General features: G+C 65.2%; 14 protein-coding genes and 1 pseudogene. 6 read left to right on the forward strand and 9 right to left on the reverse strand.

What is annotated here, in order from left to right; genetic code table 11:
* Positions 1-193: pseudogene (locus E1J50_RS21210) on the reverse strand (dihydrofolate reductase family protein); the annotation flags it as partial.
* A 588-nt stretch (positions 194-781) separates the two neighbouring features.
* Here E1J50_RS21210 and E1J50_RS21215 point away from each other — a divergent pair.
* The gene (locus E1J50_RS21215; RefSeq protein ID WP_425374957.1) at positions 782-1795 is read left to right on the forward strand and encodes a cytochrome-c peroxidase; all 1014 of its coding nucleotides are present in this window, start codon (positions 782-784) and stop codon (positions 1793-1795) included.
* A gap of 72 nt (positions 1796-1867) precedes the next feature.
* On the forward strand, positions 1868-3526 hold the full coding sequence (locus E1J50_RS21220) for a methyl-accepting chemotaxis protein (protein WP_132255780.1): 1659 nt from the start codon (positions 1868-1870) through the stop codon (positions 3524-3526).
* A gap of 19 nt (positions 3527-3545) precedes the next feature.
* On the opposite strand, the gene E1J50_RS21225 is transcribed toward E1J50_RS21220, so the two are convergent.
* From E1J50_RS21225 to mauG, 4 genes are all read right to left on the reverse strand, one after another.
* Entirely contained in the window at positions 3546-4049 is a 504-nt protein-coding gene (locus tag E1J50_RS21225; protein WP_132255781.1) for a TadE/TadG family type IV pilus assembly protein, read from the reverse strand.
* Positions 4046-5437, reverse strand: coding sequence for a pilus assembly protein TadG-related protein (locus E1J50_RS21230; RefSeq protein WP_207919263.1), 1392 nt, complete (start codon positions 5435-5437; stop codon positions 4046-4048). Before E1J50_RS21230 ends, E1J50_RS21225 begins: the two co-directional genes overlap by 4 nt.
* Positions 5438-5703: 266 nt before the next feature.
* Complete coding sequence (locus E1J50_RS21240) at positions 5704-6048, reverse strand: methylamine utilization protein (protein ID WP_132255782.1); 345 nt, start codon at positions 6046-6048, stop codon at positions 5704-5706.
* Between the two features lie 13 nt (positions 6049-6061).
* Positions 6062-7117, reverse strand: coding sequence for a tryptophan tryptophylquinone biosynthesis enzyme MauG (gene mauG / locus E1J50_RS21245; RefSeq protein WP_132255783.1), 1056 nt, complete (start codon positions 7115-7117; stop codon positions 6062-6064).
* Between the two features lie 52 nt (positions 7118-7169).
* On the opposite strand from mauG, the gene E1J50_RS28375 reads away from it, so the two are divergent.
* Together E1J50_RS28375 and E1J50_RS21255 are read left to right on the forward strand one after the other, a co-directional pair.
* Positions 7170-7505 carry a hypothetical protein gene (locus E1J50_RS28375; RefSeq protein ID WP_281024584.1) on the forward strand — a complete coding sequence of 112 codons (336 nt, stop codon included), beginning with the start codon at positions 7170-7172 and terminating at the stop codon, positions 7503-7505.
* 77 nt (positions 7506-7582) lie between these two features.
* Entirely contained in the window at positions 7583-7792 is a 210-nt protein-coding gene (locus E1J50_RS21255; protein ID WP_132255784.1) for a cold-shock protein, read from the forward strand.
* Between the two features lie 297 nt (positions 7793-8089).
* Here the strand turns inward: E1J50_RS21255 and E1J50_RS21260 are convergent, their stop codons facing one another.
* From E1J50_RS21260 to E1J50_RS21270, 3 genes are read right to left on the reverse strand one after another with little or no spacing between them, the layout of a single operon-like run.
* Complete coding sequence (locus E1J50_RS21260; protein ID WP_132255785.1) at positions 8090-9763, reverse strand: arylsulfatase; 1674 nt, start codon at positions 9761-9763, stop codon at positions 8090-8092.
* Positions 9760-10734 carry a formylglycine-generating enzyme family protein gene (locus tag E1J50_RS21265; RefSeq protein WP_132255786.1) on the reverse strand — a complete coding sequence of 325 codons (975 nt, stop codon included), beginning with the start codon at positions 10732-10734 and terminating at the stop codon, positions 9760-9762. The genes E1J50_RS21260 and E1J50_RS21265 overlap by 4 nt, the downstream gene beginning before the upstream one ends.
* Positions 10735-10736: 2 nt before the next feature.
* Positions 10737-11753: a SphA family protein gene (locus E1J50_RS21270; RefSeq protein WP_132255787.1), complete on the reverse strand. Its 1017-nt coding sequence runs from the start codon at positions 11751-11753 to the stop codon at positions 10737-10739.
* A gap of 866 nt (positions 11754-12619) precedes the next feature.
* Here E1J50_RS21270 and E1J50_RS21275 point away from each other — a divergent pair.
* Together E1J50_RS21275 and E1J50_RS21280 are read left to right on the forward strand one after the other, a co-directional pair.
* Positions 12620-13699, forward strand: a complete 1080-nt coding sequence (locus E1J50_RS21275) for a hypothetical protein (protein ID WP_132255788.1) — start codon at positions 12620-12622, stop codon at positions 13697-13699.
* A 266-nt stretch (positions 13700-13965) separates the two neighbouring features.
* Positions 13966-15546, forward strand: a complete 1581-nt coding sequence (locus tag E1J50_RS21280; RefSeq protein WP_132255789.1) for a putative bifunctional diguanylate cyclase/phosphodiesterase — start codon at positions 13966-13968, stop codon at positions 15544-15546.
* Between the two features lie 468 nt (positions 15547-16014).
* Here E1J50_RS21280 and E1J50_RS21285 read toward each other — a convergent pair.
* A partial coding sequence (locus E1J50_RS21285; RefSeq protein ID WP_132255790.1) for a L,D-transpeptidase occupies positions 16015-16193 on the reverse strand: 179 nt, incomplete at its 5' end.

The raw sequence follows: 16193 nt of genomic DNA on the forward strand, positions 1-16193 counted from the left end.
CCTCCACGGCGCCGCGAGCGACCGCCGGCCAGAAGCTTTCCATCATCTCGTAAGTGATGCGGCCCCACAGCATCGCCCCGCCCTCGTCCATGAGGCGGGTGAAGAACGCGTGCGTCTCGTCGTCAGCGATTCCTTCCTGGTGGTCGACGCAGCCGTCCAGGGTGACGTTGATGCTGAAGGTCAATAATCCCATGCGGCGAGCCTACGCCATACGCTCGAAGAGACGTAGGCCCTGGCCGACCGTCTTGAAGAGCGCGGTGTCCGCGTCCTCGATCAGCAGGTTCTCGGTCCTCTCAGTGACCGTGCCGCCGCCCGGCACTCGCTCCGATGGGGCTTGGCCGAACTGCCGGAGCCGGCGCCGTCGTCTGCCGAGCGGTTCACGAGCCGGACTGAGGGGGCGGTCGGTTCGGAGACGCGGCTTTCTGGGGCTGGCCCCTCACGACACGCTCGCGCTGACCTGTACGGTGCTGGCGATGATGAGCAGCCGATGCGCCAAGCAGCCCTGAAGCGTATCCGGAAAGCGCTGAGCAACGCGCGGGTCATGCCCATGATCATGCTCTCGCTCGCATGATTTCGCAGAGCTGCCCCAGAACTCGTGTGCCTTGTGTCACGAATTCGCGGCCTTGCATGTCGGAATGCGGAAGCAAATCGGACTCACGGATGCTTGCGATTAACCTGCGTTAATGGCGGTATTCACCGTTATTTAAGCCTTGCAAACCAATATTTCTAATCGCACCCGTAATGCGAACTTCCTTGTGCGCGAACTTTCGATCGGCTTCTCATGTCGTGGAAATCGAAATCCCTAGCATCAGCTCTGATGCTGGGTGCCACTCTCACGTCCGTGCCGGCTGCAGAGGACGCGCTGGACCGGCACAAGGCACAGTACCGGCGGCCGACGACGATCCCCTTCCCTGCGAATGCCCCGTACTCGCCGCAGATGGCCACGCTGGGCAAGATGCTGTTCTTCGATCCGCGTCTGAGCGGCATGCAGCACATGAGCTGCGCCAGCTGCCACAATCCCTCCTTCGGCTTCGAAGTGCCCGTGCCCGGCGCAATCGGTGCGACCAACAAGCCGCTGCCGCGCAAGGCACCGACCGTGCTGAACGCGGCTTGGCTGCCCGTCCTGTTCTGGGATGGGCGGGCGCCGGACCTCGAGACCCAGGCTCAAGGGCCCATCACGGCCGATGTGGAGATGGACGGAAAGTTTCCGGAGATCGTGGCGCGGCTGAAGGGAATACCCGAATACAAAGCTTGGTTCGGCAAGCTGTTTCCTCGGGATGGGGTCACACAGGACAACCTTCTGACGGCAATCGCCACCTACGAGCGCACTGTGGTGTCGGGATGGGCGCCGTTCGATCGCTGGGTCGAGGGCGATACGAACGCCATCTCACCCGCCGCTCAGCGCGGCTTTGCCCTCTTCGACGGCAAGGCCGGCTGTTCGGGGTGTCATACGGGCTGGAACTTCACCGACAACAAATTTCACGACATCGGGATTCCCACGAAGGACATCGGCCGCGCCAAGTTCGATCCGGATGACCCGAAAGCGAAATTCGCTTTCAAGACACCGGGACTGCGCAACCTGACGTACCGCGCACCGTTCGGTCATGCGGGCCAGTTCGCCGATCTCGATGCGATCGTCACCTTCTACGAGACTGGCGGCATCGACAGACCCTCGAGATCGGCGCTCATGCAGCCGCTCGCTCTGAGCAAGGCGGAGCACGCGGACCTCGTCGAGTTCCTGAAGTCGCTCACGGCCGACAAGACAGAGACGGCCTTGCCGAACCTGCCGAACTGACGCGCTCGTTTTCCGTGAAGGAAGGCAAGGCCGCTGTCACAAGGCGGCTTCTCGATTGCTGTGGACTTACGCATGTCGATCAGAACCAAGATCCTGCTACCCCTGCTTGCCTTCGTGGTGCTCGCTGGCGCTCTCGCAGCAATGACTGCCCTGCGCAGCCACACGGCCTTCACGCAGCTCGCCTCGCTCGCGGGGCAGACCATCGATGCCGACGAGGCGAGCCGCGCGGCGCGGGACCGTTTCGAGGCCGGTGAGAAGCTGATCGCCCGGGTTCTCGCCATGACGGACTTCATCGACCCCAAGTCGATCGCCACCGAGTTCGCTGCCGCTGCCGGCGACGTCACCTCCAGCATCGCGCGCCTCGAGGCCGCTGCTGTCTCCAAGCGGATCCGCGAACTGGCGGGACAGGCGGAGGACGAGGCGAAGCGATGGCGGAGTGATGCGGAGATCCTTCTTGGTATCCGCACAGCGGTCGAGATCCCGACGGTCGAGTTGATGGCCCGCCACAGCACGCGTCTGCGGAAGAGCCTCGACGAGGCCGTGGCGCTCGCTGGAACCGAAGCCAAGTCTCAGATCTCCGAGGCCGGGGCGGCCCTCACGGCACAGATCTGGATGATTCTTGGCATCGCCGGAATCATATGCTTGCTCGGTGCGGGCGCGGCAGTGTGGCTCGCGCAGAGCCTCTCGAAGCCCCTCCTGCGGCTTGCCGATGATGCTGGCCGGCTCGCAGCCGGGGATGTGTCCGTGAGCCTTGATGCTCGGAAGCGCGGCGACGAGATCGGTGCGATGTTCGCAGCGGTGCAGGTATTCAAGGACAACCTGATCCGCACCCGCAAGCTGGAGGAGGAAACCGCCCTCGCGCGTGCCGGCGCCGAGGCACAGCGCAGGGTGGCGATGCGTGAGATGGCCGACCAGTTCGAGACAGCGGTGGGTGGCATCGTCGGCATGGTCACGTCGGCTGCCACTCAATTGCAGGCCACAGCCCGGAGCATGTCCGGCACGGCCGCCGCGACGGCCAGCCGTTCCACGGCTGTCGCGGGCGCGGCCGAGGTGGCTGCCTCCAACGTCGGGACGGTGGCGGCTGCCGCCGAGGAACTCGGCTCCTCCGTGCAGGAGATCGGCCGGCAGGCCAATGGCTCGGCTTATCTTGCACAGGCCGCCGTGAACGAGGCGGCACAGACGGCCTCCCTCGTGCAGGAGCTGAATGGGGCGGTGTCCAAGATCGGCGACGTCGTGAACCTCATCACCGCGATCGCGGGACAGACGAACCTGCTCGCGCTGAATGCCACCATTGAGGCGGCACGGGCCGGAGCAGCGGGCCGAGGCTTCGCGGTGGTTGCCGCCGAGGTGAAGGAGCTCGCGACGCAGACCGCCAGGGCCACCGACGAGATCTCCGGTCAGATCTCCCGCATCCAGGGCTCGACGAGCCAGGCGGTAGCAGCTATCGGCGCGATCACGCAGCGCATTCAGGAGATCAGCGGCGTGGCGACGAACATCGCCGCGGCTGTCGAGGAGCAAGGCGCAGCGACGCAGGAGATCGTGCGCAATGTCTCCCAGGCTGCTGCTGGCACGGGCGAGGTCACGAGCAACATCGCAAGTGTGGCGGATGCGGCTGAGCAGACCGGTGAGGCCGCCTCTCAAGTGCTGACCTCGGCATCCGAGCTCTCGCGTCAATCGGACTATCTCGGCGTCCAAGTCGCACGTTTCCTCGAGAGCGTTCGTGCCGCCTGAGTCAATGTGCGTGCTGGCTTCAAACCCGCCCTCTACGGGGCGGGTTTTCTTTATGGGCAGCGCGCACTCGATAGGCCGCTCCCACGCGACGTTGCTGACACGCCATAAGTGAAGGTCTGCTCGCTCGAAGTGGCACGGGCTGTGATCGAGCTCTAGCAAACCGCCGATAACGGCCTCCGGCCAGGCGCACATCATCGCAGCGGAAGAACACAACCCGGCTGCCGCACATGAGCCGGCGCAGCCGCTCACCCGGCTCGGAGCCATTCGCCCCGTCCTGGAATTCGCCCGTGCGCAGGAGGCGCGAGGCTCGGTCAACGGCCACGTCCAAGGTCTGCTGCGAGAGGAAGACGAAGCCGGCTTCGAGGATGAGACACAGCAGCGCCAGGAACGGGAAGGCGATCAGCGAGAACTCGACGGCCGAAGCACCGCGGCAGTCCGAGGCGATCAGCGACCGCGTCGGAGATCGCAAGGCGGCGCTGACGCTGCCCAGGAGTCCGCCGGAGCGCCGCACGATGGCCCTCACTGCGTCAGCAGCAGCTTGCCGGAGAGCGGACCGACACCCTTCGGCACCGGCACGCTCGTGGCGTCGTAGTTCGCGTTCAGGACAAGGTTCGGCCCTTCGTAGAGGTTCAGTTGCTGGGCCACGATGACCGTGTAGGCGGATTGGTCGGCCACCGGCTTCTTCGCATCGACGACGAGGCGGCCAGCCGGCAGGTAGATCGTCCCCAGCATGGTCCGAGCGTTGTCGCTGATGATGCGGTAGAGCCGCATCGGCTTCATTTGACCGAGTGGCGGCGGGGGCGGCGTGATCACATCGCTCAAGTCCACTTCAACCGAGCCTGTAAGATCGACCGGCTCGCTGACAACGCGTTCCTCCGCCATCAGGAGGCCGGCCATCGTGCCCGTGGTCGGGGCCGTGAGACTGATGGTGGTCTTCTTGTCGAAGACGAGACCGCCGTTGTTGCCGGTGAAGTAGAAGGACACGTCGGTCCCTGACATCGAGGCCGACTTTTCGACGATGAGCGGCCCGTCCTTCATCACGTAGACGCCAGCCTGCAGCGTCACGTCAGCATTGCCCGTGATCTTCAAGCCACCGCAATAGGTGCCGGGCTCCAGCGTCAGCGTCGTCTCAACCTTGTTCTCGATGTCCTTCTTGCCGTCCTTAGGCTTGGCGCTCTTTACGGCGGATGCCGGCAGGGTGACGCAATCGCCGATGGTTGGCGCTGCGCGATCCTTCAGCGGATCCTCGATGGTCGGGCAGTCGGTCTGCGGCGTGGGCGAGAAGTTTGCGCGCGGGCCCACGTAGCCGCCAGCCGAGCAGATCGTCTGCGCCCGAGCGAGCGCGCTGTCGCCCCCAACCATGCCGGTGGGGCTCTTCGAGTTCGAGTAGAGCGAGCAGCCGCTGGCGGTGACCTGCGCGTTCTTCTGCAGGTTGAAGACGCCGGGGGCGGCGCTGTCGAGCGTCAGCATGCACAGCCGCATGCGCCCGACGAGGTTGGCCCGGGCCTGAGCCGCAACCTTACTCTCGCGATAGCCGAGGAAGGCTCCGAAGGTGAGTCGGACGGTCTCCTCGGCACGGGCGAAGACGCTGGTCTTATCCTCCGGGACCGTGATCGTGAGCCTGAGCGACTGGTCCACGGGCGCCTTGGCTGCATCCCGGATCCTCTGCTCGGTCAGGCCGACGATGCTGGCAGGGTTAGAGGCTGCGAGCTTCAGCGCATTGCCGCCCGCGAGAGTGCCGGCGTCGACGGCGGCCTGCAGTTGGCTGCGGCGATGGACGATGCGGGCGTAGTCTGCGGCGCCGCCCGCCATGCCGAGCAGCACGGTGGCGCTGAGCCCAAAGATGACGGCGACCGATCCACGGCGGTCGCTCCGGGACCAGCGACAACAGGAACCTATCGACGCGGGCAAGGAACAGGAGAGAGTTCATGCGAGGGAGTGTCCGCCGGTTAGGCCGGCACTAGGCATAAGCCGCTGCATGTCGTGACGACAGGCGCCCTCCGGCAGCGCGCCCGGCGGACGCAATGCCTTCGCTTCGGCTTTGCGAGCCGACTCCACATAGGCGGTGAGCGCCATACCAGCGAGACAAGCAACCCCTGTGGCCTTTGCTCCGTTGAGCAGCAGTTCACGGCGCGAGGATGGTTTCGCCTTTGCCATAGGGTGACTTCCTTGGCGTCCTACTTGGCCGCAACATCGAGCTCCATGCGGATGATCGGATGGATCCAACAGCGCACGACGACATGCCCGGCCTGCTTCAGCACCGTCCGCTTCGACGTCCGTGGTGGCTGGGTGTCGAGTGTCTCGATCTGTCCATCCTCGTAGGTGAGGTACAGATTGTGGGCGATGCCGGCATGATTCACGAAGGTGATGGTGTCGCCAACTTTTGCCTTCAGACCAGGATCCTGCAGCTCAACATGGTGGATTGACACCTCGAAATCCTCCCCGGACGCTCGCGACACGCAGATCAGGGTGGTCAAAGCCGCGCTGACGATTAGGAGGCGACGCATCGTTGGTAGGGCCATCCCAGGGTCTTCGCTATGGCAGTTGCGGTAGGGTGACCGAGACGGGCTCAGCCTGCAGAGTTCTGAGGAAGGCGACCAGGTCGCGTCGCTCCCGCTCGCTCAGTTCGAACGACTTCATCTCGAAGGATAAACTCGGCCGCTTCTCGCCGCCTTTGGCGTAGTGGTCCAAAACCGCATCCAGGCTGTCGATCTGACCGTCATGCATGTACGGCCCGCGTATCTGCAAATCGCGCAGCGAGGGCGTCTTGAAGGCGTTCTGCATGGCGATCACGCCGGGCGGCGCGAACTTGCCACGGCCGAGATCTTCGCCGGCTTTCAGGCCGATGTCGTGGAAGCTGTCGTCGGTGAAGCGCCAACCGGAATGGCACGCGGCACAGCCGGCCTTGCCGGTGAAGACGGCGAAGCCCCGTTTCGCGTCGGGCTCAATCGCGCTCTCCTCGCCCGAGATCCAGCGGTCGAACGGCGCTTCGCCCGAGACGAGCGTGCGCTGAAACGTGGCTAACGCCGCGGTCACGTTCCGCGCCGTGATCGGCTCGTCGTCTCCAAATGCCTCGCGAAAGAGCGCCGCGTAGCCCGGGACCCCCTTCAGTCGCTCGACGACGGCATCCATCGGCATGTTCATCTCATCCGGTGCCGCGATGGGCATCCGCGCCTGCGCCTCGAGAGAGTCGGCACGACCGTCCCATTGAAATGCCGCTCCCCAAGCAAGATTGCGTATGGACGGTGTCCGACGCGGCAGCGAGACCATGCCGAATCCCACCGCCCGAGGGAGGCCATCGCTCCAGCCCAGACTCGGATTATGGCAGGTGGCACAGGAGATGCTCTCCGAGCGTGAGAGGCGCGGATCGAAGAAGAGAGCTTTTCCGAGAGCCACCTTCGCTGGGGTCGGAGGATTGGCTTTCGGGAACGGCACATGGGCCGGGCGTCGAAACTGGTCCTTCAACTCGTGCAGGCTCTGCTGCGCCGGGTCCTCCACGGCTACTGCGGAGCCGCCTCTAATCGGCGCGACGGAGAAGCCGCAGCTGAGGGCAATGGCGATCAGAGAGCGCAGCGGTAGGAGCGGCTTCACAGCGTCAGCCCTCCTAGAATATCGGGACTCCACCTCATGACGCGAGTGCCAGATGGGCGTTTCGACGCCGCGCTATCTCGCGCAGGAGCGTCTCGCGGGCGGCGAGGTCGGCGAGGCTTGCCATGTGCGCCAAGCGCCAGCGCGCCTCCCCACGAAGTTCACTCGGACAGGAACCGGGCGACTCGAGATCCTGCAGGACGGCATCACGCCATATCTCCAGAGCATCTACGAATTTCGTCAGTGGCTGACCCCTGAAGGTGCCTGCACAGCTAAACGCACCGCTATGAACCAGCATCTCCCGGGTGACCATGAAATTTGGCCGGTCCAGCGTCGACGAGAACGGCACCTCACCGGCACGCCAGCTCTTGAGCACGGTGAAGGCGTTTAACAGGCCGCGCGCCGCTCACTTGCCTGGGTGGTAGAGGCATCCAAATATGGCCGCCTGAGACGGTCAGGATACCTGCCATGAGCACCGGCACCGTGAAGTGGTTCAACGAGACCAAGGGCTACGGCTTCATCCAGCCGGACGACGGCGGAAAGGACGTGTTCGTGCACATCTCGGCCGTCGAGCGGGCCGGCCTGCGCACCCTCGCCGAAGGCCAGAAGGTCTCCTATGACGTGGAGGCCGACCGGCGCTCCGGTAAGGAGAGCGCGGCAAACCTGAAGGTCGGGTAGGCCGCCGCCGAACAGCGCGGGTCAGGCGTTGCGCGGATCGCTTCACTCGCCGGGGTTTGATCGTTGGCAACAGAGCGGCCCCGCAGCCATGTACGAGGCCGCTCCGGAGGTGTTGCTCCAAGAAGGCACCTCTCTCGACCTGTCCAGGAGTGAGGCACAGGTGATGGCCTATCGTAGGCCGAAGTCGCCGTACCCGCGAGCCTGCGCGAGGCTCTGAGAATGGACATTATGGATCCTGACGTGTCCTGACCGAGGAGAGAAGCGCCGGCCAAATGTCGCCAGCCGGCGCTCGTGCAATCAGTCCGTCGTCGCGTTGAAGGTGCGTTGCATCTTCTCGACAATCTGATCGATGCTGAAGCTCGAAGGCCGCTGGCTCGGCGGGTACTCCTTGAAGGTCGCCAGGAAAGCGCCCACGACGGGCGGCGCCGCGATGAAGACGCCTGCGCCGTCTGACATCAGCCAGTCGTAGTAAGTGTTTGATGTGATATCGGCCCGCTCATAAGGGTCAGACCGCAGGTTGAAAATCTTGGGGACGCGCAGCTTCGTGAAGGGCTCTGCCCAGATGCGCAGCGTTCCTGGGGCGCGCTGCTCCTCAAAAACCACCTTCCAGTTGCCATAACGCAGCGCGGCGAGATCACCGTCGTCGTTGAAGTAGATGAACTCCTTGCGCGCGCTGTTCGGCTGCTGGCCCGTGAGGTGCGGAAGCTGGTTGTAGCCGTCGAGGTGGACCTTGAAGGTCTTGGTGCCCGCCTGATGACCCTTGAGCAGCTTGTCCTTGATGTCCGGGTCGCCCGCGGCCGCCATCAGGGTCGGCACCCAGTCGAGGCCGCTGACCATCTCGTTCGACACCGTGCCGGCGGGGATGCGCCCGGGCCAGCGGATCAGGCAGGGCACCCGGAAGGCTCCCTCCCAGTTGGTGTTCTTCTCGCTTCGGAACGGCGTCGTGCCGGCATCCGGCCACGAGTTCTGATGCGGTCCGTTGTCGGTGGTGTAGAGCACGATGGTGTCGTTCGCGATGCCGAGGTCGTCCACCGCCTTGAGGATCTGCCCGATAATCGCGTCGTGCTCGATCATGCCGTCGGCGTATTCTGTCCGGGAATCCAGCCCCGGCTTGTCGCGGTGGTCCGCCCGCACGTGGGTACGGAAGTGCATCCGGGTGGAGTTGAACCAGCAGAAGAAGGGCTTACTGGCGCGCGCTTGGCGCTGCATGAAATCGATGGCCGCCGCCGAGGTCTCGTCATCGATGGTCTCCATCCGCTTCTTGGTCAGCGGCCCCGTATCCTCGATCTTGCCGTCGGCCGAGGCCTTGAGGACACCGCGCGGTCCATAGCGTTTCCGGAACTCGGGATCCTGCGGGTAGAAGTGGTTCTCCGGGTCCTCCTCGGCGTTGAGGTGGTAGAGGTTGCCGAAGAACTCGTCGAAGCCGTGGTTCGTCGGCAGGTACTCGTCGCGGTCGCCGAGGTGGTTCTTGCCGAACTGACCCGTGGCGTAGCCGAGGGGCTTGAGGAGTTCGGCCAGGGTCGCGTCCCGCGCCTGAAGCCCCACGGTCGCGCCCGGAATGCCCACCTTGGACAGGCCGGTGCGCAGCGTGCATTGCCCGGTGATGAAGGTCGACCGCCCCGCCGTGCAGCTCTGCTCGGCGTAGTAGTCGGTGAACATCATGCCGTCCTTGGCGATCCGGTCGATGTTCGGGGTGCGGTACCCCATCAACCCAAACGAGTAGGCGCTGACGTTGGTCTGGCCGATGTCGTCGCCGAAGATGACGAGGATGTTGGGCGGCCGGCTCGCCGCTCCCGAGCGCGCTGGCGCGGCCGGCTGCGGTTGCTGCTGGGGTTGCTGCGCCTGGGCGCCGGTGCCGGAGCCCAGGGCGGCCGCGACCAGCGCGGTGCCCTGCAGCAGCATGGCCCTGCGGTTCACCGCTGCGGGTTGACCCTCGTCGGCGGCTACTTGGGACGGCACGGGCGCGGTCATGACCCACTCCTTCTGACGCAGCGGAAGCCGATGTGGCTGGTGGACGTGTCGACCGGGTGCGGGTGGCGCGCGGCCGGGCGGTAGCGCCGGCAGTAGTTCGGCGCGCACAGGTGCGAGCCGCCCTTGACCACGCGCCGGGGGATGCGGATGGCGGGCTGGCCGCGGTCGTAGCTGCCGTCCTCGCGACCGCCCCGAGGGTTCTGTGGGATGCAGCAGGCCTTCGGCGCATCGGCGGGATGGCGAGGGGCGAAGAAGTCGGTCGTCCACTCCCAGACGTTGCCAATCATGTCGTGCAGGCCGTAGCCGTTCGGCGGGAAGGCCGTGACCGGCGAGGTCCGCTCGTAGCCGTCCTCGGCGAGGTTCTGGTGCGGGAAGGGGCCCTGCCAGGTGTTGGCCATGTGCCGCCCGCCCGGCGTGAGTTCATCGCCCCAGGCGAACTCGGCCCCGTCGAGCCCGCCGCGCGCCGCGTATTCCCACTCGGCCTCCGTCGGCAGCGCCTTGCCGGCCCAGGCCGCGTAGGCGGAGGCGTCCGCGTAGGCGACGTGGACCACAGGGTGCGCGTCGAGGCCGGCGATCGAGGAGCCCGGCCCCATGGGCCGGCGCCAGTGCACGCCGGGCTTGAGCCGCCACCACGCGCCCCAGTCCCGAAGATCCACGACGCCCTTCGGTGGCTTGAACACCAGGGAGCCAGGCTGCAGCATGTGCGGCAGCGCGCCGGGGTAGTCCCTCGGGTCCGGCGGCCGCTCGGCCACCGTGACGTGACCGGTAGCCCGTACGAAGGCCCGAAACTGCGCGTTGGTGACGGGGGTGCGGTCGATCCAGAAGCCGTCGACGTTGACCCAGTGGACCGGCGCCTCCTCGGGATAATGCCGGTCCGAGCCCATCCGGAAGGTGCCACCCGGCACGAAGACCATGCCAGGATGCCCGGTTTGCATCTCGGCGGGACGGCCGAGGGCTGCGGCCTCCGTCATCCCTAGCTCCTCGGCGTGGGCTCCGGCGCCGCCTTCGGGGGCGCGACCCAGAGCGGGAAGGACACCTCGAAGAAGCCTATGGTGCCCTGGAAGCGGTTCTCGACCTCGACCTCGCGCAGCACCTTGATCCGGGCGGTGACCGGGATCTTGCCGAACTCGCCCGTCACCCCAATGGTCCCGCCTACGGCCGTCGTGCGGCCCTTGAACGGCCCGAGCCGGGCGCCGGGGCCGCTGTCGCCCGTGATCTGTTCGTAGTGCGAGGCGATGACGCCGACCGAGACCTCCTTGGTGAGGTACTTCGAGGCCGAGACATCGACGTGGAACTCGGTGCCCGTCGTGTAGCGCGTCGACGGGTTCGTGCCGTTGAGCGTGAAGCCGGCCGCTGCGGAAAGTTCGTAACCCTGCACTGGATCGAGGTAGGTCGCGGCGGCCGAAATGTCGCCGACGTAGCGGTTTAGCGCGACGTTCGAGAGCTGCCCGGGCTCGTAGGCGCCTGCCGGGATGCTCATCACGCCCGCCAGCTTCCAGTGCCAGTTACCAAAGTGCCAGCCGAGTGTGGCCGACACGATGGGGTCGCCCGGGTTGAAGTCCCTGTCGCTCGCGCCGATGCCAACGGGACGGCCGATCAACTGGTTTACGAGCGGTCCATTGAGAAGGATGCCGGCGCGCACTGCCGGCTCGCCGAACGGCATCACAAACGCGAAGGCGAGGTCGCCGTCGAGGATCTTGACCGGCGTGACCCACAGAGCCGTCACGAAGTCCGCCACGAGGTTCACCTTCGCGTCGGAAATGATGTTGCCGCCGATCTGGGTCTGCCGGTTGCCGCCGATCCGGGCGCTATAGAAATAGGTGGTGCTGTCGAAGTAGAGACCGGGCGGCGGGACGATGCCGCCGAGCGGCACCGACTGCCCTTCGATGTAGAAGCTCAGGCCGCCTTCAGCCGCCTTGGCGGAGGGGACGGCACCAAGTGCGCTTCCCAGGATCAGCCCACTCAGGATACGCCGCGCGATGGGGCCCATGCCTGCCTCCCCCAAAGCCCTAGGCCCAGTGCTTTTAGCCTCTGGCTACCCTTCGGCTCGACTGTAGGTTGTCGGTGGCCGGTTGTCCGCGTTCGTACGGGACATATCCTAAGTTAGCAGCGAGCTGCAGCTTCGGGCCTTCCAATAGGGCTTGCTCTAGTGGAACATTCCTCGCGCCGACGTACCTCGTTCAGAACACGTCGTCCGGCATTCTGGAACGGCGGACGCGCTGCCGTTTCAGACCCTATTGGAACGTCGCTCGCGAGGGCGTGGCCCGGACAATGCGAGCCGAACTGGGATGTCTGCTTACCCATAGCTTCAGCCCGAAGCGGACAGGCCGCTTACGGCCAAACTCAGCCATTCAGGACCAATTGGGTTGTCTGCAAGCAGACCTTTCGAAGGCCCGAGGAGGGTCGCAAACGGGCCCCTCGCCAGCGGGTACCAAGTGGCAGATCTCGACCACTAGCTACGCGGTGACGAGCTTCAGGTGCGGCGTCCCCTGCTCTCTCGGCGCCTCGCGTCGCGGCTGGGCTGCAAGGGCGAGAACTTCGACCATCAAGAGCGGTAGCGGGTGCCCACGTGCCTCGAGGAACACCGCCGCGACAGAGAGGACTTCGACGAGCGGATGATCGCTGTTACCCGTGCACACGAACCTCATCAGCACTCGGTCTGCTAAGGCATCTGCAAGTTCGCTGATTGTGTCTGGATCGTCTGATCCTAGAACATCGCTACCGAGCGCAAGTGAAGCCGGAGTGTGGTACATACGCCACTGCCTTATTCGCCGGATTCTTAGCTTAGCTGTTTTCGAATACTCTGCGACGCCTCGTGCGTGAACGTACGCTTGACGGTGTCCAAGAATGGGACGGATGGCCGATCTGAGCCCAGGCATAAGCGCCGGGACAGCAAGGGGCAGCACCGTGACTGCGTCGGCCAACCAGTCGTCGTCCACCACCCATTCTTTCGCGCCCGCGCGCCTGATGCCGGCCGGGCGGCACGCCAACGGCATTCGGCAGAGCCGCGTGCATGTAGCTCCGATCGGGACCTGCCCTGCTGCCACAAAGAAGCGCCTCCTCGAAATTGAGGACGTGCTACGCTGGGCTTTCCGCGAGGAGCTCCCAAAGCGCCCGGACGAAGACGGCGGCACCTACCAGCGCGAGTATCCGTCCGTCTCCCCCATGTTCGCCATGTGCGCGCTGGGCGGGCGCGTGGAGAACTTCAGCCGCGAGCCCGGCTTCCCGCTCGCCATGGGCGAGCCGCATCCCGACGCGCTGATCGTCGAGGCGGCCGTCCTCGAGCTGCAGGAGTTCGCCCGCCATCGCTTCCCAGCGGGCCCACTCGGGCTCCTGACCCCTCTCCCCCAGGACCTCGACGAGCATGCCGCCATGGTGCAGGCGATGGAGCAACTCGTCGACCTCGTGCGGATCAAGGCGCGCCTCAGCGCCCGTCCGACGTTCGCAGCCTCCCCAATACCAGCCGCGATCGTGGACAGCCAAGGCCGCCCGCGCGTCATGATCGTCCGGACCGAGATGCGCTCGGATGCCGAGGGTTGGCTGCGCCCGCACCAGGTCGAGCGGCCCTGCGGTGCTGAAGGAAAGGGCCGCTACCCGAAGGGCGCCTCCTGCCAGCTGCACTGGGACGACCCGAAGTCGTTCCTGATCGAGCGGGCGCAGTACGCGGTCTACTGGGCGGCCCTAGATCTCCTGGCGCACCGCCTCGTCGGCAGGCTCGCGAGCATCGGCGTGCTGCCGCCGGCGGCAGCGCAGCGGCCCTGGGCCGGGGATGTTGATGCCGGCAAACCGAAGCGGGCCCTCGACAATCCGTCGAGCCGGGCTCGACTTCGCGATCAGCAAGAGACCGAGTTGGCCCGCCGCCTTCTGGCGCACCATCGCCGATGCCATCCCCGCAAATCGAAACCCAACTTCAAGAGGGTGGCCGATACCGCGTGAGCGGCCGAGTGGCACGGCTCTGTGGTCCGCAGCTGACCGGCTGAGGGAGCGATCTCAGGCCGTGCGGCGCAGTTCCACCGTTAGGGCAAGCCCTCTTGGAATCGAGGCGCAAGCCTTCGCCCGGTCGCGTCGCCGATCGCTTAACGCGCGATTTCCTCTGATCCATACTCGCTGTTGAGGGAGACCGCTTCTGCTCCAACCCATCCACTCTGTTCAGCGAGCCTTCGCTCTGTCGTGATCTTCAGGGTCGGTCAGAGGATGGAAGCATGCCGTCAGATAAGCCGATTTCCTGGGTTCGGGGCGAGATGTACGAGACCCTGTGTCTCCTGGTGATCGGCGCCTGCTGCTGGCTTATCGGCATCACGCTCGGCGCCTTCGAGCGTATCAGCGGCTTCATCCTTGCCAACACACTGACCGATTTCTTGATGCTAGCCACCTGCATGGGGCTGGCCCTCCTAGGTGCCAGCACCCGCAAGTCGTTCGTGCTGCGCCGGATCATGCTTGAGCGGGACGCGGCAGCAAAGCAGGCCGAGGCGATCGCCCGGCATGATGCGTTGACGGGCTTGGCTAACCGGCGGCTTTTCCTCGAGGCCGTCGAGCAGCATCAGAAATCGACTGGCTGCGAGCCCCTGGCCGCGGTGCTTCTTATCGATCTCGATCGCTTCAAGCCCGTCAACGATCTCTACGGGCATGCGGCTGGCAATGCGGTTCTTTGCGCCGTCGCCGAGCGTCTGCAGGCTCATCTCCCGCGGCAAGGCACCGCAGCTCGCCTAGGTGGCGACGAGTTCGCGATGCTGATTCAACTGGAGGCTGGGAGCGAGGGATTGGTGCGCCTTGTCGAGCAGGTGATCGCCAGCATCGCAGCACCGGTTTTGTGGAACGACAACGAGCTGAAGGTCGGCGCCACGGTTGGCGTCACCTTTGTCACGGCCGAGCATGCCGATGCGGATGCCGTGCTGCACGCCGCCGATCTCGCAATGTACCAGGGGAAGAAAGAGGGTCGGGGCACGTTCCGGGTGTTTAAGAGTACCATGGATGCTGAACTGCGCGCACGCGCACAGATGGAGGCGGAGCTGCGGGTCGCCATTGAGGCTGGTGAGATCGAACCCTTCTACCAGCCGGTGGTCGCATTGCCGAGCAAGGAACTGATCGGGGTTGAGGTGCTGGCGCGCTGGCGTCACCCTACCCGCGGGCTGCTCTCACCCAGCCACTTCATCGCGGTTGCTGAAGAGATCGGCATGATCGCCGATCTCAGCTACAGCTTGATCCGTCGCGCCTGCCTGGATGCGCGGGAATGGCCGGCGCATCTCACGCTCGCCGTCAACGTCGCGCCTCAGCAGTTTCAGGATGCATGGCTGTCCGAGCGCATTCTCAGCATCCTGACCGAGACTGGCTTCCCGCCAGAGCGGCTTGAGGTGGAGATCACCGAGAGCGCCCTGATCCAGGATTTGGACGCGACGCGCAGGACGCTGACGTCGCTGCAGAACCTCGGGGTGCGCATTGCGCTCGATGATTTCGGTACCGGCTACTCGAGCCTCTATCATCTGCGCGAGTTGAAATTCGACAAGCTGAAGATTGATCGTACCTACGTGGACAGCGTCACGATGAGCGATGAGCGCGCCAAGCTTGTCGATGCGATCATCAAGCTAGGTTCGAGCTTAGGCTTGGTCACGACGGCAGAGGGTATTGAGACGGAGGCCAGCTCGAACTGGATGTCCGATCAAGGCTGCGAGTTCGGCCAGGGCTACCTGTTCGGCAAACCGATGCCGAAGGCCGCCATGAACGACCTCCTCGACCCGCGAAGTGCGCAAGGCGCAGTCGATGCGACTACTTCTGAGGCCGCGTAGGCAGTAAGCGTCATGCACGCTCGATGCGAACTGGCCGGTGGCGGACCATTCCGCCAAGGGGAGCAGCGCCAGCGACGTCGGGGGAGTCCAAAACGTCCCGTCGGCGAAGGGTGGTTTGCGGAGATTGGCTCGCCGCCCGCAAGCGGACGTTCCGCCTTGCGCCCATCGCTGCCGTTCAACCGACCCCGGCGGCTTCTCCGAAGCGGACGTTGCATTAGCTCAGCTTGTAGGTCTGAGGCTCGCGATTTGCCTGCATTGTGGCCCCGCTCTCGGGTTCCTCTAAGATGCTGGCGGGCGGGGCCACTACGCCGATCTATGCGTCGCTCCAATCTGAGTTTGCCCGAACGGAGCAGGACCACTCCGGATCGTCCGATCAGACGATGCTGGGCGGAGCGCCGGCTGTCAGCGCGCCGACAAGATGCGATTGAGGCGCTCTGTCCGATCGCAGCATGATGCCCGGGCTGGATCTTAGCGCACGAGCACTCGAGCACCGACGGGCACGCGGTTGTACAGATCGACCACATCGATGTTGCGCAGACGGATGCAACCCGAAGACACGGCTTGGCCAATCTTCTCGGGCTCGTTGGTGCCGTGGATCCGATAGAGCGTATCGCGGCCGTGGTCCGATAGGTAGAGCGCGCGGGCGC

The sequence above is a fragment of the Methylobacterium segetis genome (genome assembly GCF_004348265.1).
In the GTDB taxonomy this organism is placed as follows: Bacteria; Pseudomonadota; Alphaproteobacteria; order Rhizobiales; family Beijerinckiaceae; genus Methylobacterium; species Methylobacterium segetis.